The organism is Microbacterium nanhaiense (genome assembly GCF_014646015.1).
Classification (GTDB): domain Bacteria; phylum Actinomycetota; class Actinomycetes; order Actinomycetales; family Microbacteriaceae; genus Microbacterium; species Microbacterium nanhaiense.
On sequence record NZ_BMMQ01000002.1, the window covers coordinates 225,854 to 247,779 of the forward strand.

The window sequence follows — 21,926 nt, forward strand, 5'->3', positions numbered from 1 at the left end:
GGCATGCATCGTCGCCAGGTCGTGGATCCGCGCGCATGAGGCGATGGTGGGCGCCCGCGGCGACGGTGATCCTCGTCATCGTCGCGATGTTCGCGGCGGCGGCGCAGGGCACCCCGCGCTTCGACCCGCCCGATTGGAAATTCGAGACCGGCGGCGGGCGGGACGTCCCCAACCTCCCGCCCGCCCCGAGCGAGAGCCCCCTACCCGATCTGATGCCGCGCCTGGCGGAGGAGGGCGGATCGCTCGTCGGCTGGATCCTGGCCGCGCTCGGCGCGGCGGTCGTCGCAGTTCTGCTGTTCTTCCTCGTGCGCGCACTCGTCCGCGCCTGGCTCGCGCGCACCCCGCGGCGCGACGCCGAGGCCCCCGGCGTCGAGACGTTCGCGACCGAGGCCGAGCCCGACCCCGAGGTCGCAGCGCCCGAGATCCGTCGCGGTATCGCGTCCGCACGGCGCGAGATCGACGAGCACGCGGCTCCGTCCGACGCCATCGTGGCCGCCTGGGTCGGTCTCGAGCAGAGCGCCGCCGACGCGGGGCTCGTGCGCGGCGCCGCCGAGACCCCGGCCGAGTTCGCTCTGCGGATCATCACCCGGCGCGAGGCAATCGCCGCCGACGCCCGCGCGCTGCTCGGCCTCTACGAGAGGGTGCGCTTCGCCGGGCGGGTCGCCACGGAGGACGATCGCGCCGCGGCTCGCCGAGCTCTCGACGCGATCGAGGAGGGCTGGCGATGAGTCTTGCGCGCCTCGCCTGGGCCGCCGTCGCGACGATCCTGGCAACCATCGTGCTCACGATGGTCGGGCTCGAGCCGCTCTTCGCGCTCGGCTACGGCCTCCTGGCGGGGACGGCGACGCTTCTCATGATTCTGCGCGGTGCCGCGGCCGTGCCGCCCTCGCCGCGTCATCGTCCGGAGACGGTCAGCCGTGGATCCGAGATCTCCCGACTCGCGTGGGGCTTCAACCCGCGCACGCAGCTCGCCGGAGAGATCGTCGCTCGCCGTGCACGCGCGGTGCTGCGCCGTCGTCTCGCCCGCCGCGGCGTCGATCCGGACACCCAGCCGCAGCGGGTCGACGAGATCCTCGGCCCGGGGGTGTGGGCGAGGCTCTCGACGCGCAAGGCCAGTTCCGCCGACATCGACCGCGCATTCGCGGCCACTGACTCTGACACCCACACCGACACTCAGGAGACGCCATGATCAGCACGACCGAGATCGCCGAGACGGGCGCGAAGGTTCTCGACGCGGTGCGGACCGTCGTCGTCGGCATGGACGACCCACTCGAGATCGCCCTCGGCGCGATCCTGGCCGGGGGGCATGTGCTCTTCGAGGATGTCCCCGGGCTCGGGAAAACCGTCGCGGCCCGCAGTCTCGCCTCCGCGCTCGGACTCGACTTCCGGCGATTGCAGTGCACGCCGGACATGCTGCCAGGCGATGTCACAGGCTCGTACGTTTATGCGCCCGATACGGGCGAGTTCGTCTTCCGCCCCGGCCCGATCTTCACGGGCCTGCTGCTGGCCGACGAGATCAACCGCACGACGCCCAAGACGCAGTCGTCGATGCTCGAGGCGATGGCCGAGCGTCAGGTGACCGTCGAGGGCACGAGCTTCCCGCTCCGCAAGCCGTTTCACGTCATCGCCACCTCGAACCCGGTGGAGTACGAGGGCACCTACGCCCTTCCGGAGGCGCAGCTCGACCGCTTCATGGTGCGACTGTCGGTCGGATACCCGGAGCCGGACGACGAGGCACGGATCCTCATGGGCCGCGTCGCGCGGCGCACCGAGGAGACGCACGTGGATCCGGTGATCGACGCCGAGGGACTGCGGGCGATGCAGGCGGCCGTCGAGGCGATCCACGTCGACCCGGACGTCGCGCGCTACTGCGTCGACGTCGCGCGATCGACGCGGGCGGTGCAGCACGTCGCCGTGGGATCCTCGCCGCGCGGATCCCAGTCGCTCCTGCTCCTGGGGCGTGCGCTTGCGGCGCTCGACGGGCGTGAGTACGTGCGCCCCGACGACATCAAGCGCGTTGCCGTGCCGGTGCTTGCGCACCGCCTGACACTGACCCCGCAGGCCTGGGCGCAGGGCGTCGATCCCCAGCGCATCGTGGAGACCGTGATGCGCGAGGTCGCGGTGCCGCCGACGGTGGGCGCCGCCGCGTGAGGAGCCCGGCGTTCGTCGGCGCGATCGGGGGTGCGATCGCTCTGGCCGGCGTCGGCCTGATCTTCTCGCGCCCCGACGTCGTCGCGCTGGCGCTGCCGCTCGCGCTCTGGTCTCTTGTCGTCGTGCGGCCGCCTCGCGGCCTCAACGACGAGCGCGTCCGGGTCCGCCCGCTCCCGGATGAGGAGGTCGGCGTGCTCTCGGACGAGATCGTCGTCGCGTGCGGCGCCGAGATGGTCGAGCTGGAGATTGTGCAGTCGTCGCGGCGCACCCGGCGCGTTGTCGTGCCCGGAACCGCCCGCGTGACGTCTCGCACCGCCGCGCTGCACTCCGGCCCCGTCGAATCCACCAGTGTGACGGGGCGCTTGCTCGATGGCGACGCCGCCGTCGTCGGCGACGAGTGGCGTCCCGTGGTGCAGCGCCGAGCGGTGGCGCCCCCGGAGCGCGCCCTGCCGGCGCTTCCTCTCGCCCCGCGTCTCACCGGGCTGCACGGATCCCACGAGGGTTCGCGGCGCGGTCAGGGCGGCGACTTCCGCGACATCCACCCGTTCGCGCCGGGTGACGAGCTCCGCCGGGTCGACTGGCGCGCGACCGCGCGCGCCGCGCGACGGCCCGGCGAGCTGCTCGTGCGGCGCACGAACTCGCTGAGCGACGCGTCCGTGGTGATCGCGGTCGACACCGCCGACGACCTCGGCGAGGTCGTTGCCACGTGGGGCACCGACGACCTGGAACGCAGCGGCACGACGTCGCTCGATCACGCCCGCGAGGCGGCGCGGTCGATCGCGACCGCGGCGGTCGCGACGGCAGACCGCGTCGCGTACCACGTGCTCGTTCAGGGCGGTCGGTCGGTGCGCGGCGGCACGGGATCCCGACACCTCGCCCGGCTCGTCGCGGCGATCGCCGACACGGGGCAATCGGGCGACGACAGCCGCTACCGGCGCACGCCGCCCGTGCCGCACGGCTCCGTCATCGCCGTTCTCTCGACCTTCTTCGACGGCGCCGCGGCGGAGCTCGCACTGATGTGGCGCGCCGCGGGGCACCGCGTCATCGCGGTCGACACCCTCCCGGATCTCGACACCTCGCGGCTCACGGAACCGCAGGCGCTCTCCCTGCGGATCGTCCTCGCCGAACGCGACGAGGTCTTCCGCGATCTCGCGGCCGCCGGCGTGGAGCGCGTGCGATGGGGCGCCGATGCGGCCGTCGCGCTGGGCATGATCGCCCGGGCACGGACGGGGGCGCGGCGATGAGGCGCGACCAGATCGTCATCGGGCCCGCGGTCAGCGGCGTCGTCCTTCGGGCGGCGGCTGTCGCCGTCGCCGCGGGTGCCGCCGCCGCGCTGCAGCCCGCGCCGTTCTGGCAGGTGACCCTCGTTCTCGTCGCCGTCGCGGGGGCGGTCCTCCCGCGCTCCGGCATGGCCTGGGTCGCGCTGCTCGTCCTGCCCGTCGCACTGCTGGCGGGGGAGGTATCGCCATGGCGCACCGCCGTGGCGATCGCTGCCGTGCACGCGCTGCACGTGCTGGCGAGCCTCGCACTCGCGATCCCCGCCCGCAGTCGCGTCGCGCTCGCCGCGCTCCGGCCGACCGCGGCGCGCTGGCTCGGGGTGCAGCTCGTCTCGCAGCTCGTCGCCGCGGCGGTGCTCGTCATGCCACGCGCCGTCGGAGCGGGCATCGCCTGGGCGGCCCCCGTCGGCGCGCTCGCCGTGGCGCTGCTCGCCATCATTCTGCTGCGGCGCGCCCGCTGAGGGCGCGAAATCGACCCTCACGAACAAAGTTTCGAATAGGATAGATCCCGTGCCGATCATTCCCGTGGAAACCGACCAGAAGATCACCGTACGCGGGGCGCGCGTACACAATCTCAAGAACGTCGATCTGGAGATCCCTCGCGACAAGATGATCGTGTTCACGGGCCTGTCCGGGTCCGGGAAATCGTCGCTCGCGTTTGACACGATCTTCGCGGAAGGACAGCGCCGCTACGTCGAGTCGCTGAGCGCCTACGCGCGCCAGTTCCTCGGCCAGGTGGACCGGCCCGACGTCGACGCGATCGAAGGGCTGAGCCCCGCGGTCTCGATCGATCAGAAGTCGACCAACCGCAACCCTCGCTCGACCGTCGGCACCATCACCGAGATCTACGACTACATGCGTCTGCTCTGGGCGCGCGTCGGGATCCCGCACTGCCCCGTGTGCGACGCGGTCATCGAGCGGCAGACCGTGCAACAGATCGCCGATCAGCTCATCGCCCTGCCCGAGGGCACCCGCTATCAGGTCGTCGCGCCCGTCGTGAGCCAGAAGAAGGGCGAGTTCGTCGACCTGTTCGCGGAGCTGGCGTCGAAGGGTTTCGCCCGCGCGATCGTCGACGGCGAGATGGTGCAGCTCTCGGAGCCGCCCGTGCTGAAGAAGAGCTACAAGCACGACATCTCGGTCGTCGTCGACCGACTCGTCGCGCGCGGCGAGAGCATGATCGGCCGCGTGACGGACTCGGTCGAGACGGCCCGTGACCTCGCTGGCGGCGTGATCCAGGTCAACTACGTCGACGAATCCGGTGACGACGCCTGGCAGTCCTTCAGCGAGAACCTGGCCTGCCCCAACGGTCACGCGCTGCAGCTGACCGAGATCGAGCCGCGCACCTTCTCGTTCAACGCGCCATTCGGCGCCTGCCCGGCCTGCTCGGGCCTCGGAACGAAGATGTCGGTCGACGTCGACCTCATGCTCGCCGACGACGAACTGTCGATCGCGGAGGGCGTCATCATCCCCTGGTCGACCCAGGGTAAGGGGCTCGCACAGTACTTCGAGCGGCTCATGGTGGGTTTGTCGGAGGACCTCAACTTCTCGCTGAACACCCCGTGGGCGGGTCTGCCCGAGTCGGTGCGCGAGGCGGTGCTCTACGGTCAGGACTACAAGGTCAACGTCCGCTACAAGAACCGCTGGGGTCGCGAGGTGCGCTACGCCAGCGGCTTCGAGGGCGTCGTCCCCTACATCGAGCGGCAGTACGCGCAGGCCGAGTCCGAGGCCCAGCGCGGACGCTGGGCCGATTACCTGCGCGAGATTCCCTGCTCCGTGTGCCGCGGCGCGCGGCTGAAGCCCGAGGTGCTCGCGGTCAAGGTCGCCGGCCGTTCGATCGCCGAGACCGCCGACCTGAGTCTCGACCAGACGATGGAGCTCGTGAACTCCATCGAACTCACCGAGCGCGAGGCGCAGATCGCCGCGCAGGTGCTGCGCGAGATCCGCGTGCGCCTCGAGTTCTTGCTCCGCGTGGGGCTGAACTACCTCACCCTCAGCCGCGCCGCGGGTTCGCTCTCGGGCGGCGAGGCGCAGCGGATCCGGCTCGCGACGCAGATCGGTACGGGCCTCACGGGCGTGCTGTACGTGCTCGACGAGCCGTCGATCGGTCTGCACCAGCGCGACAACCGCCGCCTCATCGGCACGCTCGAGGCACTCCGCGACCTCGGGAACACGCTCGTCGTCGTCGAACACGATGAGGAGACGATCGAGGCGAGCGACTGGATCGTCGACATCGGCCCCCTCGCGGGTGTCGGCGGCGGCGAGGTCATCCACTCCGGCCCGTACGAGCGCCTCGGCGACGAGCAGCGCTCGATCACCGGCGACTACCTCGCGGGCCGGCGCGCGATCGAGACGCCCAAGAAGCGCCGCAAGATCGACAAGAAGCGCATGCTCACGGTCGTGGGCGCGCGCGAGAACAACCTCAAGGACGTCGATGCGGAGATCCCGCTCGGCGTGATGACGGCCGTGACCGGCGTGTCCGGATCCGGCAAGTCGACGCTGATCAACGACATCCTGTACCAGGTGCTCGCGCAGAAGCTCAACGGTGCCCGCACGGTCCCGGGCAAGCACAAGCGGGTGACGGGGCTTGAACACCTCGACAAGGTCGTGCACGTCGATCAGGCCCCCATCGGTCGCACCCCCCGCTCGAACCCGGCGACCTACACGGGCGTCTTCGACCGGATCCGCAACCTCTTCGCCGAGACGCCCGAGGCGAAGGTGCGCGGCTACCAGGCGGGCCGTTTCAGCTTCAACGTCAAGGGCGGGCGCTGCGAGGCCTGCTCGGGCGATGGCACGCTGAAGATCGAGATGAACTTCCTGCCCGACGTCTATGTCGACTGCGAGGTGTGCGGCGGCAAGCGCTACAACCGCGACACGCTGCAGGTGCACTACAAGGGCAAGAACATCGCCGAGGTGCTCGAGATGTCGATCGCGGAGGCGGCCGAGTTCTTCGAACCGATTCAGGCGATCCACCGCTACATGAGCACCCTCGTCGACGTGGGCCTCGGCTATGTGCGCCTCGGTCAAGCTGCCACGACGCTCTCCGGCGGCGAGGCGCAGCGCGTGAAGCTCGCGACCGAGCTGCAGAAGCGCAGCAGGGGTCGCAGCGTCTACGTGCTCGACGAGCCGACGACGGGCCTGCACTTCGAGGACGTCAACAAGCTCCTGCAGGTGCTCAACGGTCTCGTCGATAAGGGCAACTCGGTGATCGTCATCGAGCACAACCTCGACGTCATCAAGTCGGCCGACTGGATCGTCGACCTGGGCCCCGAGGGCGGATCCGGCGGCGGCACGATCGTCGCCACAGGCACGCCCGAGCAGGTTGCGAAGAACCCCGACAGCCACACGGGGGCGTTCCTCGCGGAGACGCTCGGCCTGACGCCGCGCGGGAAATAGGCGATGGCTGACGTCCTGCCCTACAAGCCGGCGCCGGGGGAGATCCCGACAAACCCGGGTGTGTACCGCTTCCGCGGCGACGACGACCGGGTGCTCTACGTCGGCAAGGCCAAGAACCTGCGGCAGAGGCTGTCGAACTACTTCGCTCCGCTCGAGACGCTGCACGAGCGCACGCGCCGCATGGTGCTCACGGCGACGAAGGTCGACTGGACGGTCGTGCCGACCGACGTCGACTCGCTGCAGCTCGAGTATCAGTGGATCAAGCAGTACAACCCGCCCTTCAACGTCAAGTACCGCGACGATAAGTCGTATCCCTTCCTCGCGGTAACCCTCGCGGACGAGGCGCCGCGGGTCATGGTCACGCGCAATCGCAAGATCCGCGGAGCGAAGTACTTCGGACCGTATCCGAAGGTCTGGGCGGTGCGCGACACGATCGACCTCATGCTCAAGGTCTTCCCGATCCGCACCTGCAACGACTCGCAGTACAAGCGCGCGATGCAGACCGGCCGCCCGTGTTTTCCTGGCCAGATCGGCAAGTGCGGCGGCCCCTGCTCGATGAAGGTGTCGATCGCGGAACACCGCCAGATCGTCGAGGACTTCGTCGCCTTCATGCAGGGCGGTGACGAGCGGTTCACGGTCGAGCTGACGAAGAGGATGCGCGCGGCCGCGGCGGCGCTCGACTTCGAACAGGCCGCCGTCTACCGGGACAAGCTCGAGTCGATCGACGCGGTGCTGACCAAGAGCGCCCTCGTGCTGCCCGATCACGAGGACGCCGACCTGTTCGGGATCGCCGGCGACGAGCTCGATGCCGCGGTGCATCACTTCATCATCCGCGGCGGGCGCGTGCGCGGTGCTAGCAGCCACATCGTGGAGAAGGAGCTCGACCTGACGGACGGCGAACTCGTCGACCAGGTGCTCCAGCGCACCTACGGCGATGTGCGCGGCGGCGACATCCCCCGTCGCGTGCTCGTGCCCGAGGCCCCCGCGACGAAGGCCGAGCTGGAAGAGTTCCTCAGCGCCCGCCGCGGTACCCGCGTCGAGATCACCGACGCCATGCGGGGCCAGCGTGCCGAGCTGATGCGCAACGCGACCCTCAACGCCCAGCAGGCGCTCGTGCGTCACAAGTCGCAGCGCACCAGCGACTACACCACGCGCACGCAGGCGCTCGCCGATCTCCAGGAGGCGCTCGGCATGAGCGATGCGCCGCTGAGGATCGAGTGCTACGACATCTCGCACCTGCAGGGCACCAACGTCGTCGGTTCGATGGTCGTGTTCGAGGACGGGCTGCCCCGTAAGGATCAGTACCGCACCTTCGGCATCGCCGAGACGACGGATGACACCGACAGCATCTATCAGGTGCTGAGCCGCCGCCTCGCGCGACTCGACGAATCCGGCGACCCGGAGCAGACGGGTAAGCCGCGATTCTCCTATCCGCCGCAGCTGCTCCTCGTCGATGGCGGTCAGCCACAGGTCAACGCGGCGGCCCGCGCCCTCGCCGAGTCGGGGCATACGGAGATTGCCCTCGCGGGCATCGCCAAGCGGCTGGAGGAGCTCTGGCTCCCCGACGACGACTACCCGGTGATCCTGCCGCGCACCTCGGAGGCGCTGTACCTGGTGCAGAGGCTCCGCGACGAGGCCCACCGCTTCGCGATCACGCATCAGCGCGCGCGTCGCAAGCGTGACATCCGCACGGTGCTCGCGGAGATCCCGGGGCTCGGGGATGCCCGCATCAAGGCGCTGCTGAAGCACTTCGGATCCGTCGCGGCGCTCCGCGAGGCGACACCCCAGCAGATCGAGGAATTGCCCGGCATCGGCGAGAAGCTCGCGCACACCATCCACTCGCATCTCGCACGCGGGTGACAGGCGCGATAGTGTGGCTGACGTGAGCGGCAGCATCCAGACGCAGGGCGAGGTTCTGATCGTCACCGGTATGTCCGGTGCCGGCCGGTCGACCGCTGCCGACGCGCTGGAGGACCACGGATGGTACGTGGTCGACAACCTGCCGCCGCAGATGCTGCGCCCGCTGCTGGAGCTCGCGGGCCGGATCGACGGCAAGCTGCCGCGCATCGCCGCGGTCGTCGACGTGCGCGGCGGCGAGATGTTCGCCGACCTCGCCCAGATCGTGCACAATCTGCGCGAGGCGAACAACCTCCGCATCGTGTTCCTCGACGCCTCGGACGACGCGCTCGTGCGACGCTTCGAGCAGGTGCGTCGCCCGCATCCGCTGCAGGCGGACGGCACGATCCTCGACGGGATCCATGAGGAACGCCGGCAGGTGCAGGCGATCCGCGACCGCAGCGACGTCACGATCGACACATCGAACCTCAACGTCCACCAGCTCGCCAACCGCATCTCCGATCTCGTGACCGAGGACGGCGCCCCGCGCCACCGCACGACGATCCTCAGCTTCGGTTTCAAGTACGGGCTCCCCGTCGACGCCGACCTCGTCGCCGATATGCGGTTCCTGCCGAACCCGTTCTGGATCGACGAACTCCGCCCGCTGACGGGGGAGGATCAGGCCGTCAGCGACTACGTCCTCGAGCAGGAGGGCGCCGAGGAGTTCCTCGACGCCTACGTCGCAGCGCTCCGGCCGATCCTCGCCGGCTATCAGCGCGAGAACAAGAGCCACTCGATGATCGCCATCGGGTGTACGGGCGGCAAGCACCGCTCGGTCGCCATGGCCCTCGCGCTCGGCGAGCGCCTGGCCTCCGAATCCGACCTTCGCGTACGGGTTCGCCACCGGGATCTCGGCCGCGAATAACAGCGTTCATACCGCTGTCCGCTGGGAGTTCTGCCACGGTTTTCGCGGGGGTCGGCCGGTAGGCTTAATGGCCCGCTCCCGTTGGAGCGCACACGTTTTTTGAGTGAGGAGTTCCGTGGCACTGACTGCCGAAGTGAAGGCTGAGCTGATCTCTGTCCGCGACCCGCGACCGACCGTTCGCGTGGCCGAGACGACCGCGCTTTTGCGCTTCGCGGGGGGCCTGCACTCGATCGCCGGGCGCGTCGCGGTCGAGGCAGAGGTCGACGATCGCCGCCTCGCGATCCGCACCGCTCGCGACATCGCGGAGATCTACGGGGTCCGCCCCGAGCTTGCGCACATCCAGGCGTCGGGCGCGCGGGAGGGAGAGCGCTTCGCGGTCCGCGTCGTGCACGGCGGCGAGCAGCTCGCACGGCAGACGGGCCTGCTGGACCAGCGGCGACGCCCCGTGCGGGGGCTGCCGAACCGTCTCACGACGGGCAACCCGGACGACCTCGCCGCGGTCTGGCGTGGGGCCTTCCTCGCAAGCGGATCCGTCTCCGAGCCGGGTCGCTCGGCGTCGCTCGACGTGGCGTGCCCGTCGGGCGAGGCGGGAATGGCGCTCGTCGGCGCCGCCCACCGCATCGGGATCCAGGCCAAGCAGCGCGAGGTGCGGGGGGTGCCGCGCGTCGTGATCCGCGACTCGGAGGCGATCCGCTCGATGCTGCTCGCCATGGGCGCCACGCAGGCCGCCGCGAGCTGGGACGAGATGCGCCAGCGCCGCGAGGTGCGTGCCGGTGTGAACCGTCTCGTGAACTTCGACGACGCGAACCTCCGTCGCTCGGCGCAGGCCGCGGTCGCCGCGTGCGCGCGCGTGGAGCGCGCGCTCGAGATCCTCGGCGAGGAGGTGCCGGACCACCTCAAGCAGGCCGGTCAGCTGCGCCTGTCGTACCGCGACGCCAGCCTGGACGAGCTGGGCCAGCATGCGGAACCGCCGCTCACCAAGGACGCCGTCGCCGGCCGGATCCGCCGCCTGCTCGCGATGGCCGACAAGCGCGCCGCCGCGCTCGACATCCCGGGCACCGAATCCGCCGTGCCCGTCGACGGCGCCGTGAAGTAGCCGGTCACGCGGCGTCATTCGTGTACGCCGCACCGCCTCCGTTTCAGTAGGATGAGATTGTCCGCTCGGATCGCGAGGTGCGATGCCGAGAAACCGGCAAAGAGAGAAGGCATGATGGCCACGTACACTCTTCCCGAACTCAGCTACGACTACGGTGCGCTCGAGCCGCACATCAGCGGTCGCATCATGGAGCTCCACCACTCGAAGCACCACGCAACCTACGTCGGCGGCGCGAACACCGCGCTCGAGCAGCTCGCGGAGGCTCGCTCGACCGGTAACTTCGGCGCGATCAACAAGCTCGAGAAGGACCTCGCGTTCAATCTCGGCGGACACACGAACCACTCGATCTTCTGGACCAACCTGACCCCCGAGGGCCAGGAGCGTCCGGAGGGCGAGATCGCTGCTGCGATCGAAGAGCACTTCGGCTCGTTCGACGGCTTCCAGGGGCAGTTCAACGCTGCCGCACTGGGCATCCAGGGCTCCGGCTGGGCCGGCCTGTTCTGGGACTCGATCGGCGAGAACCTCATCATCCAGCAGTTCTTCGACCAGCAGTCGCAGTTCGCTGCCGGCACGGTGCCGATCCTGCTGCTCGACATGTGGGAGCACGCGTTCTACCTCGACTACCAGAACGTCAAGGCCGACTACGTCAAGGCCTTCTGGAACATCGTGAACTGGGACAACGTCGCCGAGCGCTTCGCCACGGCCCGCGAGAAGACCGCGGGCCTGCTGATCGCACGCTGACGCGACACCGGGCCCGACGAGTGCGGTTCTGAGGGCCCGGTGCTCCCTCATCAACCCATAAATCGCCTGTTCTCAGGCATATACCCCTAGGAGACACAGAGTGTCCGCACGGATCGGTATCAACGGCTTCGGCCGCATCGGACGCAACTTCCTTCGCGCCGCGCTTGCTCAGGGCGCGGACTTCGAGGTCGTCGCAGTCAACGACCTCACCGACAACAAGACGCTGGCTCAGCTGCTGAAGTTCGACTCGGTCGGAGGCCCCCTCGGCCGCGAGGTCAGCTTCGACGACGAGTCGATCACCGTTGACGGCAACGTCATCAAGGCCTTCGCCGAGCGCGACCCCTCGAAGCTGCCCTGGGGCGAGCTCGGAGTGGACATCGTCATCGAGTCGACCGGTTTCTTCACGAAGCCCGAGGCCGCCGAGGCGCACATCGCCGCCGGTGCCAAGAAGGTCATCATCTCGGCCCCGGCCAGCGGCCCGGCCCCGACCTTCGTGCTCGGTGTCAACGAGCAGGACTACAACCCCGAGACCGACCACGTCATCTCGAACGCGTCGTGCACCACGAACGCCCTCGCCCCCCTCGCCAAGGTCTTCAACGACGCCTTCGGCATCGAGCGCGGCTTCATGATGACGGCTCACGCCTACACGGCCGACCAGAACCTCCAGGACGGCCCGCACAAGGACCTGCGCCGTGCGCGCGGTGCCGCGATCAACATCGTGCCGACCTCGACCGGTGCCGCCAAGGCCATCGGTCTCGTGCTGCCCGAGCTGAACGGCAAGCTCGACGGCACCAGCTACCGCGTGCCGGTTCCCACGGGTTCGATCGTCGACCTCACGCTCATCACCAAGGACGGCCTGACCGCCGAGGAGATCAACGAGGCCTACAAGAAGGCCGCGTCGGAGGGCTCCCTCAAGGGCATCCTCGAGTACTCGGACGACCCGCTGGTCTCGAGCGACATCCAGCAGAACCCGCACTCGTCGATCTTCGACTCGGGTCTCACCAGCGTCAGCGGCAACCTTGCGAAGGTGTCGGCCTGGTACGACAACGAGTGGGGCTACTCGAACCGCCTCGTCGGCCTCGCGTCGTTCGTCGGCTCGAAGCTCTGAGCTCGCACCCTCATCACAGATGACCGAACGCCCGTCCGCACCCGCGACACCTCGCGGGAGGGCGGGCGTTCCGCATAGTTAGGTGTACCCATGACTCTCCGTACCCTGGAATCCCTGGGCGATCTCGCGGGCAAGCGCGTGTTCGTGCGCTGCGATTTCAACGTGCCCCTCTCCGATGGTGCCATCACCGACGACGGCCGCATCCGCGCGGCGCTCCCCACCATCTCTGCTCTTCTCGCCGCCGGCGCGAAGGTCGTCACGAGTTCGCACCTCGGCCGCCCCAAGGGCGAGCCCGACGCGGCCTACTCGCTGGCGCCCGTCGCGGCGCGCCTGGGCGAGCTTCTCGGATCCCCGGTTGCGTTCGCGACCGACACCGTGGGTGCGTCCGCCCAGGAAACCGTCGCCGCGCTGGAGACCGGTCAGGTGGCCGTCCTCGAGAACCTGCGTTTCAACGCGGGGGAGACGAGCAAAGATGACGCGGAGCGCCGCGCCTTCGCCGAGCAGCTCGCCGAGTTCGCCGACGTCATGGTGTCCGACGGCTTCGGCGTCGTGCACCGCAAGCAGGCGAGCGTGTACGAGCTCGCGGAGATCCTGCCGTCGGCCGCGGGCAAGCTCGTGGCTCACGAGGTGAGCGTCCTCGAGCGCCTGCTCGAGTCGCCCGAGGAGCCCTACACGGTCGTGCTCGGCGGCTCGAAGGTGTCCGACAAGCTCGGCGTCATCGACAGCCTGCTGCCGCGCGTGAACAAGATCCTGATCGGCGGCGGAATGGCTTACACCTTCCTCGCCGCACGGGGCCACGCCATCGGAAAGAGCCTCGTGGAGGTCGACCAGATCGACACCGCGAAGCGGTACATGGCCCAGGCTGACGAGCAGGGAGTCGACCTGCTCGTCCCCATCGACAGCCTCATGGCCTCGTCGTTCTCCGCGGACGCGGAGTTCGAGAACGCGCCGAGCGAGGACCTCGAGGGCACCCCGTATGGCGCCGACGCGCTCGGCCTCGACATCGGGCCCGCGACCGGAGCGCTGTTCGCGGAGGCGATCCGTTCGTCGAAGACCGTGTTCTGGAACGGCCCCATGGGCGTGTTCGAGTTCCCGAACTTCGCAGGCGGCACGAAGGCCGTCGCCGAAGCACTCACCCAGACCGACGGCCTGACGGTCGTCGGCGGCGGCGATTCCGCCGCGGCCGCCCGCACGCTCGGCTTCGCCGACGAACAATTCGGCCACGTGTCGACCGGCGGCGGCGCCAGCCTCGAGTTCCTCGAGGGCAAGAAACTCCCCGGACTGGAGGTCCTCGGATGGGCATGACCCGTACCCCGCTGATCGCGGGCAACTGGAAGATGAATCTCGACCACCTGCAGGCGGTCGCTCTCGTGCAGAAGCTGCACTGGAGCCTGAAGGATGCCGACCACGACTTCGACAGCGTCGATGTCACGGTCTTCCCGCCCTTCACCGACCTCCGCAGCGTGCAGACCCTGCTCGACGCCGACAAGATTCCCTTCGGGCTCGGCGCGCAGGACCTGTCGGTCCACGACTCCGGCGCCTACACGGGCGAGATCTCGGGCGCCTTCCTCTCGAAGCTCAACGTCGGATCCGTCATCATTGGCCACTCCGAGCGTCGCGAGTACCACGCAGAGGACGACCAGGTCGTCGCCGCGAAGACCCAGGCCGCCCTGAAGCACGGCCTCGTGCCGGTCATCTGCGTGGGCGAGACGAGCGAGGACCTTGAGAAGTTCGGTGCGAGCGCCGTGCCGGTCGGACAGCTCGAGGTCGCGCTGGAGAACGTCCCCGCCGATGCGGAGATCGTCGTCGCCTACGAGCCCGTCTGGGCCATCGGGTCGGGCCAGGCGGCCACGCCCGAGCAGGCCCAGGAGGTCTGCCAGAAGCTCCGCGACGTCATCCGCGCGAAGCTCGGCGACGACGCGGCCGACAAGACGCGCGTGCTCTACGGCGGATCCGTGAAGTCGGAGAACATCGCCTCCTTCATGCGGGAGCCCGACATCGACGGCGCGCTCGTCGGTGGCGGAAGCCTCAAGGTGGACGAGTTCAGCGCGATCGTCCGCTTCAAGAACCACGTCGGCGTCTGACGACACCCCGTGCGGTCCGTCGCCCATTCGTGGGCGGCGGGCCGCACAACCCGGTAGACTTGCACCTTGTGCGGCCAGAACGGGCCGTACGACGGAAAGGCATTCCTCGTGCACATTCTCGAGATCATTCTGCAGGTCCTGCTGGGCCTGACGAGCCTGCTGCTCACGCTGTTCATCCTCATGCACAAGGGTCGCGGTGGCGGCCTGTCCGACATGTTCGGCGGTGGCATGTCCCAGGCGATGAGCAGCTCGGGCTCGGCGGAGCGCACCCTGAATTACATCACCATCACGGTGTCTCTGGTCTGGTTCCTCTCGATCGTTGGTCTCGGCCTCATCACCAAGTTCCAGGTGCTGGGCGCCTGATGGCCAGCCAGGGATCAACGGCGATCCGCGGCACGCGGATCGGGTCCGGCCCGATGGGCGAGGAGGACCACGGCCATCACGCCGAGCGCATGGTGGTGACGTACTGGGACGCCGACGGCAACGAGATCGTCCGCTACTACGCGGCCGACGTGCCCGATGACGAGATTCCCGAGGTCATCGATCACCCGCAGTCGGGGCTGCCTGCCGGCCGCGACCGCGAGAACCCGCCCGTGCTCGAGAAGCCGCAGGCGTACAAGTCGCACCTCGAATACGTCAAGGAGCGTCGCACCGAAGAGGAAGCGGAGTCGCTCCTCGAGGAGGCGCTGACGAAGCTTCGCGAGAAGCGCGGCGAGTAGTTCTGACGACGAACGCCCTGTCCGATCGGACAGGGCGTTCGTCGTTGTGCGTGCGCGTCAGGCGCCGGCGGCGGCCTCGTCGAGGAAGAGCACGGTCTCGAGCGTGCCGCGCACCTGCGCCGCGGGGGCGAGCTGCGGAGCGGCGTTCTCGCGGATCTTCACCACGGCCTCGGCCTTGTCTGCGCCGGCGACGACCATCCAGACGCGTTCCGCGCCGTTGATGATGGGCAGCGTGAACGTCACGCGTTCGGGCGGCGGCTTGGGAGAGTTGCGCACGGGCAGGACCGTCGCCGCGCTCTCGAGGATTTCGTCGCGCCCGGGGAACAACGACGCGACGTGGGCGTCGGGGCCGACGCCCAGGAACAGCACGTCGAACGCCGGAGCCGGAAGACCGGCGGGAGCTGCATCGGCGAGCTCGGCGGCATAGGCCGCCGCGGCATCGTCGAGCGTGCCGTCTTCCGTGCCCCATGGCTCATGCACTCGTGCGCCCGTGAGCGCCGCGAGCGCGGCGCGCGCGGGGGTGATGTTGCGCTCATCCGAGTCGCGCTCGACGAATCGTTCGTCGCTGTACCAGAAGTGCACACGGGACCAGTCCACCTCTGCGCGGCGATCGTGCGCCGCGAGCACGTCGAGGACGGCGGAGCCCATGGATCCGCCCGTGAGGGAGACGTGCGCGTCTCGTTCCGCCGTCGCAGGGGCGAGGACGTCGAGGAGACGGGACGCGGCGACGGCCGCCAGCGCGTTCTTGCTGGCGGCCGTCACCTCTTCACGAGCAACGCTCATACCGTGGCCTCCGGCAGCGCGCGCCACCCGTCGGTGATCACGCGGCCGTACAGGCGGTCGGCATCGAGGCGTCGAAGCTCCTCCGCGATGCACTCGCGGAGCGAGCGGCGGGGGAGGAGGAGATCGTGATCGGGCTGACCGGGCTGGGTGAGCACCGCGTGCGTCTCCGTCCTGCGCTCGAGGACGATGTCGCCCGACTCGCGCGTCAGGCGCACCGAACGCATGCCGTGCGACCACTCGGCCGGATCCTCGTTGCGCCAGGTGACGGGCACGTCCAGGGCCATGCCGAGCCAAGCGGCGAGCAGCGCGGTCGAGGGCGAATCCGCCGCACCGCGCACCTCCACCGCGGTGACGGGCTCGAACGGCGGCTGGTCGAGGACCGCCGCGAGATGCTCGCGCCAACGGGTCAGGCGGGTCCAGGCGAGGTCGGTGTCGCCCGGACGGTACGTTTCGTCGAGGCGCGCGAGGCGCTCGTCCGCCTTCTCCGAGGCCGAAGAGTCGGTGATGCGCCGCTGTGCGATGCGCCCCAGGGGCGACAGTGCGGGGGCCTCGGGCGCGTCGTCGCCCGGCCACCAAGCGACGACGGGCGCGTCGGGCAGGAGCAGACCGGTGACGAGCGACTCGGAGTTGTTCGCCGCCTCACCGTACGCGTGCAGGATGACGACCTCGCTCGCGCCCGCGTCGCCGCCGACGCGGATCTCGGCGTCGAGGCGCGCCTCGTCGCCAGGGTGGGTGACGACCACGATCACGCGCATGGGGTGCTCGCGCGAAGCGTCATTCGCCGCCTCGATGGCCTCCTCGACCGGACGGTCGTCGGCCTTGATGATGAGGGTCAGCACGCGGCCGAGGGCGACGGCGCCGCCCTCCTCGCGAACGCTGACGAGCTTCTTCGCGACCTTGCTGACGGTCGTCTCGTTCAGATCGATGATCACGGGCGCCTCCAGACGCGGCCATCCTGCGCGAGCAGGGCATCGGCGGAGGCGGGCCCCCACGAACCGGATTCGTACTGTTCGAGCGGCTCGTCGAGCGAGGCCCAGTACTTTTCGATGGGGTCGAGGATCCGCCAGGACAGCTCGACCTCCTCGTGACGCGGGAACAGGGGCGGGTCGCCCAGCAGCACGTCGAGGATGAGGCGCTCGTAGGCCTCGGGGCTCGCCTCGGTGAACGCGTGGCCGTACCCGAAGTCCATCGTGACATCACGGACGTGGGTGCCGTTGCCCGGCACCTTCGACCCGAATCGCAGGGTCACGCCCTCGTCGGGCTGCACGCGGATCACGAGCGCGTTCTGGCTCAGGTCGGAGGACTGCCCGCGCGAGAACAGGTGCGTCGGGGCCTCCTTGAACACGACCGCGATCTCGGTCACGCGTCGGCCGAGCCGCTTGCCCGTGCGCACGTAGAACGGCACACCCGCCCAGCGGCGCGTGTCGATCTCGAGCTTGATGGCCGCGTAGGTCTCGGTCTTCGACTGCGGATCCATGCCGTCTTCGTCGAGGAACCCCGTGACCTTCTCGCCGCCCTGCCAGCCGCCCGCGTACTGTCCGCGCGCGGTGGCCTTCGACAGGTCCTCGGGCAGCACGACCGCCTCGAGCACCTTCTCCTTCTCGGCGCGCAGGTGCTCGGCCGAGAGGCTGATGGGCTCCTCCATCGCGGTGAGCGCGAGCAGCTGCAGGAGGTGGTTCTGGATGACGTCACGGGCGGCACCCACACCGTCGTAGTAGCCTGCGCGGCCGCCGACGCCGATGTCCTCGGCCATCGTGATCTGCACGTGGTCGATGTGATTGCGGTTCCAGATCGGCTCGTACAGCTCGTTCGCGAAGCGCAGCGCGAGGATGTTCTGCACCGTCTCCTTGCCGAGGTAATGGTCGATGCGGAAGATCGAGTCGCTCGGGAAGGCGGCCTCGAGGGAGTCGTTGAGCTCGCGGGCCGACTCCAGGTCGTGGCCGAAGGGCTTCTCGATGACCACGCGGCGCCAACGGTCGCCGTCGGAGTTCTCGTCGACGAGACCGGACTTCAGGAGCTGCTGAGCGACGACGTCGAAGGCCTTCGGCGGGATCGACAGGTAGAACGCGTGGTTCCCCATCGTGCCGCGCTCGCGGTCGAGGGTGTCGACGGTCTCGCGCAGCCGAACGTAGGCGTCGGGGTCGTCGAAGGTGCCCTGCACGAAGCGGATCCCCTGGGCGAGCTGCTGCCAGGTCTCCTCACGGAACTCGGTGCGCGCGTTCTGCTGCACGGCATCGTGGACGATCTGGGCGAAGTCTTCATCTTCCCATTCGCGTCGCGCGAAGCCGACGAGCGCGAACCCCGGGGGGAGTAGGCCGCGGTTGGCGAGGTCGTAGACCGCGGGGAGGAGCTTCTTGCGGGCGAGGTCGCCGGTGACGCCGAAGATGACGAGGGCGCTCGGGCCCGCGATGCGATTCAGGCGACGATCGTCGCTGTCGCGCAGCGGATTGACGCCGCGCGTGATGGGTGCTGGCATGGATTCCTTCTCATCGCGTGGGGCATAAGCCCACACCGGGCCCCTCGCGCTCAGGCGAGGGGCCCGGTTTCATAGGGATTTAGCGGGCCGCCGTGAGCGCGTCGGCCACAGTCTTCTGCAGGTCGTGCCACGAGGCGATGAACTTCTCCACGCCCTCGTCTTCCAGCACCTGCGTGACGTCGGCGAAGTCGACACCCGCGGCAGCGAGATTCTCGAACACCTTGTGGGCGTTGTCGTAGTTCGGCGTCACGGTGTCGCCCGTGATGGTGCCGTGGTCGTGCGTCGCCTCGAGGGTCTTCTCGGGCATGGTGTTGACGGTACCCCGCGCGACCAGCTCGGTCACGTAGAGGGTGTCGGGCAGCGACGGGTCCTTGACGCCCGTCGACGCCCACAGCGGGCGCTGCACGTTGGCACCGGCGCCGGTGAGCTCGGTCGCGCGGGGCTCCGCGAACTTCTTCTCGAACAGCTCGTATGCAAGGCGAGCGTTCGCCACGCCCGCCTGCGAGGTGAGGGCGAGGGCCTCGTCGGTGCCGAGCGCCTTGAGGCGGTTGTCGACCTCCGTGTCGACGCGCGACACGAAGAAGGACGCCACCGAGTGCAACTTCGACAGGTCGTGACCGGCCTCGCGGGCCTGCTCGAGCCCGGCGAGGTAGGCGTCGATGACCTCTTCGTAGCGCTCGAGGGAGAAGATCAGCGTCACGTTGACGGAGATCCCGGCGCCGATCACCGCGGTGATGGCGGGAAGACCGGCCTTCGTCGCGGGGATCTTGATGAGCGCGTTCTCGCGGTCCACGCGGGCCCAGAGGTCCTTCGCCTGCGCGATGGTGCCATCGGTGTCGTGCGCGAGGTCGGGGGAGACCTCGATGGACACGCGGCCATCGACACCGCCCGTGGCGTCGTAGACGGGCTGGAAGATGTCGCAGGCGTCCTGCACGTCCTTCGAGGTGATCGTGAAGATCGCCTCATCGGTCGACGCGCCCGAGGCGGCGAGCTCGGCGACGGCGTCGGCGTAGCTGGCGCCGTTCGACAGCGCGCCGGCGAAGATCGTCGGGTTCGTGGTGACGCCCGAGACGCTGCGCGTCTCGATGAGCTCGGCCAGGTTTCCGCTCGAGATGCGGTCGCGCGAGAGGTCGTCGAGCCAGATGCTGACGCCCGCTGCGGCGAGCTGTGCGGTGTTGGCGGTCATGCGTTCTCCTTGATGGTCTCGCGAGCGGCCTCGACGACCGCTTCGGTCGTGACGCCGAACTTCGTGAAGAGGGTCTGGTAATCGGCCGAGGCACCGAAGTGCTCGATCGAGATCGAGCGGCCGCGGTCGCCCACGATGCCGCGCCAGGGCGAGGCGATTCCCGCCTCGACCGACACGCGAGCGGTGACGGAGGACGGCAGCACGCTCTCGCGGTACTCGGCGTCCTGCTCGGCGAACCATTCGAGCGACGGCGCCGAGACGACGCGTGCGCCGATGCCCTCGGCGGCGAGCGCCTCGCGGGCCTCGACGGCCAGCTGCACCTCGGAGCCGGTGGCGATGAGGATCACGTCGGGCGTGCCGTTCGGGGCGTCCTGCAGCACGTAGGCGCCCTTCGCGGTCAGCTCGGCCGACGCGAACTCGCCCGACGCGCGGTCGAAGGTGGGGACGTTCTGGCGCGTGAGGGCGAGGCCGACCGGGCCGCCGTGACGCTTGAGGGTCTCGAGCCAGGCGTACGCCGTTTCGTTGGCGTCAGCGGGGCGCACGACCGCGAGGTTCGGGATCGCGCGGAGCGCAGCGAGGTGCTCGATCGGCTGGTGCGTCGGGCCGTCCTCGCCGAGGGCGACGGAGTCGTGCGTCCAGACGAAGATGCTCGGGATGTTCATGAGCGCCGCGAGTCGGACGGCGGGCCGCATGTAGTCGGCGAACTGCAGGAAGGTTCCGCCGTACGAGCGGGTCTTGCCGTGCAGCGTGATTCCGTTGAGGATCGCCGCCATTGCGTGCTCGCGGATGCCGAAGTGCAGCACGCGCCCGTAGGGCGATCCCTTCCAGTCGTGCGTCGACCACTCGGCCGGGATGAACGACTGGGCGCCGTCGATCGTCGTGTTGTTCGAACCGGCGAGGTCGGCGGATCCGCCCCACAGCTCGGGGAGCTCGGAGGCGAGGGCGTTGATGACCTTGCCGCTCGCGGCGCGCGTCGACGAGGAGCTTCCGCCCTCGAAAACGGGGAGGGCCTGCTCGATGTTCTCGGGGAGCGCGCCGGCCTCGAGCCGGTCGAGGAGCGCCTTGCGCTCGGGGTTCGCCGCCGCCCAGGCGTCGAAGCGCTCCTGCCAGGCGGCGTGGGCCTCGGCGGCGCGAGCCGACAGCTGACGGGTGTGGGCGATGACCTCGTCCTCGACGACGAAGCTCTGCTCCGGGTCGAAGCCGAGCACCTGCTTGGTCGCCGCGACCTCGTCCGCGCCGAGCGCGTTGCCGTGGACCGACTCCGTGCCCTTCTTGTTCGGAGCCGGGTAACCGATGAGGGTCTTGAGCACGATGAGCGTGGGCTTGCCGGTCTCGGCCTTGCCTTCCTCGATCGCCGCGTTGAGCGCAGCGACGTCCTCGACGTATTCACCGCCCGCGGTCCAGTCCACGTGCAGCACCTGCCAGCCGTACGCCTCGTAGCGCGCCGCCACGTCCTCGGTGAAGGCGACGTTCGTGTCGCCCTCGATCGAGATCTGGTTCGAGTCGTAGATCGCGATGAGGTTGCCGAGCTTCTGGTGGCCGGCGAGCGAGGAGGCCTCGCTCGTCACGCCCTCCTGCAGGTCGCCGTCGCCGGCGATGGCGTAGACGAAGTGGTCGAAGGGGCTCTCGCCCGCGGGAGCCTCCGGGTCGAACAGCCCGCGCTCGTAGCGCGAGGCATAGGCGAATCCGACGGCCGAGGCGAGACCCTGGCCGAGCGGGCCGGTCGTGATCTCGACGCCGTCCGTCTCGCCGTACTCGGGGTGGCCCGGGGTCTTCGAGCCCCACGTGCGGAGCGCCTTGAGGTCGTCGAGCTCGAGGCCGAAGCCGCCGAGGTACAGCTGAACGTACTGCGTCAGCGACGAGTGCCCCACCGAGAGGATGAAGCGGTCGCGGCCCAGCCAGTGGGTGTCGGCGGGGTCGTGGTTGATCACGCGCTGGTACAGCAGGTACGCGACGGGGGCCAGGCTCATGGCCGTTCCCGGGTGTCCGTTGCCAACCTTCTGAACGGCGTCAGCCGCCAGCACGCGCGCCGTGTCCACGGCTCGTCGATCGATGTCGTCCCAACGCAGTTCTGCCACGGGACCGCCCTTCCGTCAGTGGTGATGCGTCTCGGCATAGCGCGCACGGGCGATGTGCCCGGGCGGCCTCGAC

20 protein-coding genes are annotated in these 21,926 nt (G+C 69.4%); 15 read left to right on the forward strand and 5 right to left on the reverse strand.

What is annotated here, in order from left to right:
- Positions 1-35: 35 nt before the first annotated feature.
- The 15 genes from IEX05_RS04000 (at position 36) to IEX05_RS04070 (ending at position 15,330) form a co-directional block, all read left to right on the forward strand.
- Complete coding sequence (locus IEX05_RS04000) at positions 36-728, forward strand: DUF4129 domain-containing protein (protein WP_188700098.1); 693 nt, start codon at positions 36-38, stop codon at positions 726-728.
- Positions 725-1,189 carry a hypothetical protein gene (locus IEX05_RS04005; RefSeq protein WP_188700099.1) on the forward strand — a complete coding sequence of 155 codons (465 nt, stop codon included), beginning with the start codon at positions 725-727 and terminating at the stop codon, positions 1,187-1,189. Before IEX05_RS04000 ends, IEX05_RS04005 begins: the two co-directional genes overlap by 4 nt.
- A complete protein-coding gene (locus tag IEX05_RS04010; protein WP_188700100.1) occupies positions 1,186-2,151 on the forward strand; it encodes an AAA family ATPase in 966 nt (321 codons plus the stop codon). Before IEX05_RS04005 ends, IEX05_RS04010 begins: the two co-directional genes overlap by 4 nt.
- Positions 2,148-3,395, forward strand: coding sequence for a DUF58 domain-containing protein (locus tag IEX05_RS04015; RefSeq protein ID WP_229661115.1), 1,248 nt, complete (start codon positions 2,148-2,150; stop codon positions 3,393-3,395). Before IEX05_RS04010 ends, IEX05_RS04015 begins: the two co-directional genes overlap by 4 nt.
- Positions 3,392-3,889 carry a hypothetical protein gene (locus tag IEX05_RS04020; RefSeq protein ID WP_188700101.1) on the forward strand — a complete coding sequence of 166 codons (498 nt, stop codon included), beginning with the start codon at positions 3,392-3,394 and terminating at the stop codon, positions 3,887-3,889. Before IEX05_RS04015 ends, IEX05_RS04020 begins: the two co-directional genes overlap by 4 nt.
- A gap of 49 nt (positions 3,890-3,938) precedes the next feature.
- Positions 3,939-6,821, forward strand: a complete 2,883-nt coding sequence (uvrA, locus tag IEX05_RS04025; protein ID WP_188700102.1) for an excinuclease ABC subunit UvrA — start codon at positions 3,939-3,941, stop codon at positions 6,819-6,821.
- Between the two features lie 3 nt (positions 6,822-6,824).
- Positions 6,825-8,681, forward strand: coding sequence for an excinuclease ABC subunit UvrC (gene uvrC / locus IEX05_RS04030; protein WP_188700103.1), 1,857 nt, complete (start codon positions 6,825-6,827; stop codon positions 8,679-8,681).
- A gap of 22 nt (positions 8,682-8,703) precedes the next feature.
- On the forward strand, positions 8,704-9,582 hold the full coding sequence (rapZ, locus tag IEX05_RS04035; protein ID WP_188700104.1) for an RNase adapter RapZ: 879 nt from the start codon (positions 8,704-8,706) through the stop codon (positions 9,580-9,582).
- Positions 9,583-9,697: 115 nt separating this feature from the next.
- The gene (whiA, locus tag IEX05_RS04040; RefSeq protein WP_188700105.1) at positions 9,698-10,678 is read left to right on the forward strand and encodes a DNA-binding protein WhiA; all 981 of its coding nucleotides are present in this window, start codon (positions 9,698-9,700) and stop codon (positions 10,676-10,678) included.
- 114 nt (positions 10,679-10,792) lie between these two features.
- Positions 10,793-11,419, forward strand: a complete 627-nt coding sequence (locus IEX05_RS04045; RefSeq protein WP_188700106.1) for a superoxide dismutase — start codon at positions 10,793-10,795, stop codon at positions 11,417-11,419.
- Between the two features lie 100 nt (positions 11,420-11,519).
- Positions 11,520-12,527: a type I glyceraldehyde-3-phosphate dehydrogenase gene (gap, locus tag IEX05_RS04050; RefSeq protein ID WP_188700107.1), complete on the forward strand. Its 1,008-nt coding sequence runs from the start codon at positions 11,520-11,522 to the stop codon at positions 12,525-12,527.
- A gap of 90 nt (positions 12,528-12,617) precedes the next feature.
- Complete coding sequence (locus IEX05_RS04055; protein WP_188700108.1) at positions 12,618-13,832, forward strand: phosphoglycerate kinase; 1,215 nt, start codon at positions 12,618-12,620, stop codon at positions 13,830-13,832.
- Positions 13,823-14,611 carry a triose-phosphate isomerase gene (gene tpiA, locus IEX05_RS04060; RefSeq protein WP_188700109.1) on the forward strand — a complete coding sequence of 263 codons (789 nt, stop codon included), beginning with the start codon at positions 13,823-13,825 and terminating at the stop codon, positions 14,609-14,611. The genes IEX05_RS04055 and tpiA overlap by 10 nt, the downstream gene beginning before the upstream one ends.
- A gap of 108 nt (positions 14,612-14,719) precedes the next feature.
- Complete coding sequence (secG, locus tag IEX05_RS04065; RefSeq protein ID WP_114117239.1) at positions 14,720-14,974, forward strand: preprotein translocase subunit SecG; 255 nt, start codon at positions 14,720-14,722, stop codon at positions 14,972-14,974.
- Positions 14,974-15,330, forward strand: coding sequence for an RNA polymerase-binding protein RbpA (locus tag IEX05_RS04070; RefSeq protein WP_188700110.1), 357 nt, complete (start codon positions 14,974-14,976; stop codon positions 15,328-15,330). The genes secG and IEX05_RS04070 overlap by 1 nt, the downstream gene beginning before the upstream one ends.
- 57 nt (positions 15,331-15,387) lie before the next feature.
- Here IEX05_RS04070 and pgl read toward each other — a convergent pair whose 3' ends face one another.
- The 5 genes from pgl to tkt form a co-directional block, all read right to left on the reverse strand.
- Positions 15,388-16,113 (reverse strand): 6-phosphogluconolactonase, encoded by a 726-nt coding sequence (gene pgl / locus IEX05_RS04075; protein ID WP_188700111.1) that lies wholly within the window; start codon positions 16,111-16,113, stop codon positions 15,388-15,390.
- Complete coding sequence (locus IEX05_RS04080; protein ID WP_188700112.1) at positions 16,110-17,045, reverse strand: glucose-6-phosphate dehydrogenase assembly protein OpcA; 936 nt, start codon at positions 17,043-17,045, stop codon at positions 16,110-16,112. Before IEX05_RS04080 ends, pgl begins: the two co-directional genes overlap by 4 nt.
- Positions 17,042-18,589, reverse strand: coding sequence for a glucose-6-phosphate dehydrogenase (gene zwf / locus IEX05_RS04085; protein ID WP_188700113.1), 1,548 nt, complete (start codon positions 18,587-18,589; stop codon positions 17,042-17,044). The genes IEX05_RS04080 and zwf overlap by 4 nt, the downstream gene beginning before the upstream one ends.
- A 79-nt stretch (positions 18,590-18,668) precedes the next feature.
- A complete protein-coding gene (gene tal, locus IEX05_RS04090; RefSeq protein ID WP_188700114.1) occupies positions 18,669-19,775 on the reverse strand; it encodes a transaldolase in 1,107 nt (368 codons plus the stop codon).
- Complete coding sequence (tkt, locus tag IEX05_RS04095; protein WP_188700115.1) at positions 19,772-21,853, reverse strand: transketolase; 2,082 nt, start codon at positions 21,851-21,853, stop codon at positions 19,772-19,774. Before tkt ends, tal begins: the two co-directional genes overlap by 4 nt.
- Positions 21,854-21,926 lie beyond the last annotated feature (73 nt).

What these genes read in the sequence shown, in the direction of transcription:
- IEX05_RS04070 (WP_188700110.1), top strand. Translation starts at nt 14,974, where the DNA reads ATGGCCAGCCAGGGATCAACGGCGATCCGCGGCACGCGGATCGGGTCC.
- IEX05_RS04000 (WP_188700098.1), top strand. Translation starts at nt 36, where the DNA reads ATGAGGCGATGGTGGGCGCCCGCGGCGACGGTGATCCTCGTCATCGTC.
- IEX05_RS04045 (WP_188700106.1), top strand. Translation starts at nt 10,793, where the DNA reads ATGGCCACGTACACTCTTCCCGAACTCAGCTACGACTACGGTGCGCTC.
- tpiA (WP_188700109.1), top strand. Translation starts at nt 13,823, where the DNA reads ATGGGCATGACCCGTACCCCGCTGATCGCGGGCAACTGGAAGATGAAT.
- IEX05_RS04020 (WP_188700101.1), top strand. Translation starts at nt 3,392, where the DNA reads ATGAGGCGCGACCAGATCGTCATCGGGCCCGCGGTCAGCGGCGTCGTC.
- tal (WP_188700114.1), bottom strand. Translation starts at nt 19,775, where the DNA reads ATGACCGCCAACACCGCACAGCTCGCCGCAGCGGGCGTCAGCATCTGG.
- IEX05_RS04010 (WP_188700100.1), top strand. Translation starts at nt 1,186, where the DNA reads ATGATCAGCACGACCGAGATCGCCGAGACGGGCGCGAAGGTTCTCGAC.
- uvrC (WP_188700103.1), top strand. Translation starts at nt 6,825, where the DNA reads ATGGCTGACGTCCTGCCCTACAAGCCGGCGCCGGGGGAGATCCCGACA.
- pgl (WP_188700111.1), bottom strand. Translation starts at nt 16,113, where the DNA reads ATGAGCGTTGCTCGTGAAGAGGTGACGGCCGCCAGCAAGAACGCGCTG.
- zwf (WP_188700113.1), bottom strand. Translation starts at nt 18,589, where the DNA reads ATGCCAGCACCCATCACGCGCGGCGTCAATCCGCTGCGCGACAGCGAC.
- IEX05_RS04055 (WP_188700108.1), top strand. Translation starts at nt 12,618, where the DNA reads ATGACTCTCCGTACCCTGGAATCCCTGGGCGATCTCGCGGGCAAGCGC.
- IEX05_RS04005 (WP_188700099.1), top strand. Translation starts at nt 725, where the DNA reads ATGAGTCTTGCGCGCCTCGCCTGGGCCGCCGTCGCGACGATCCTGGCA.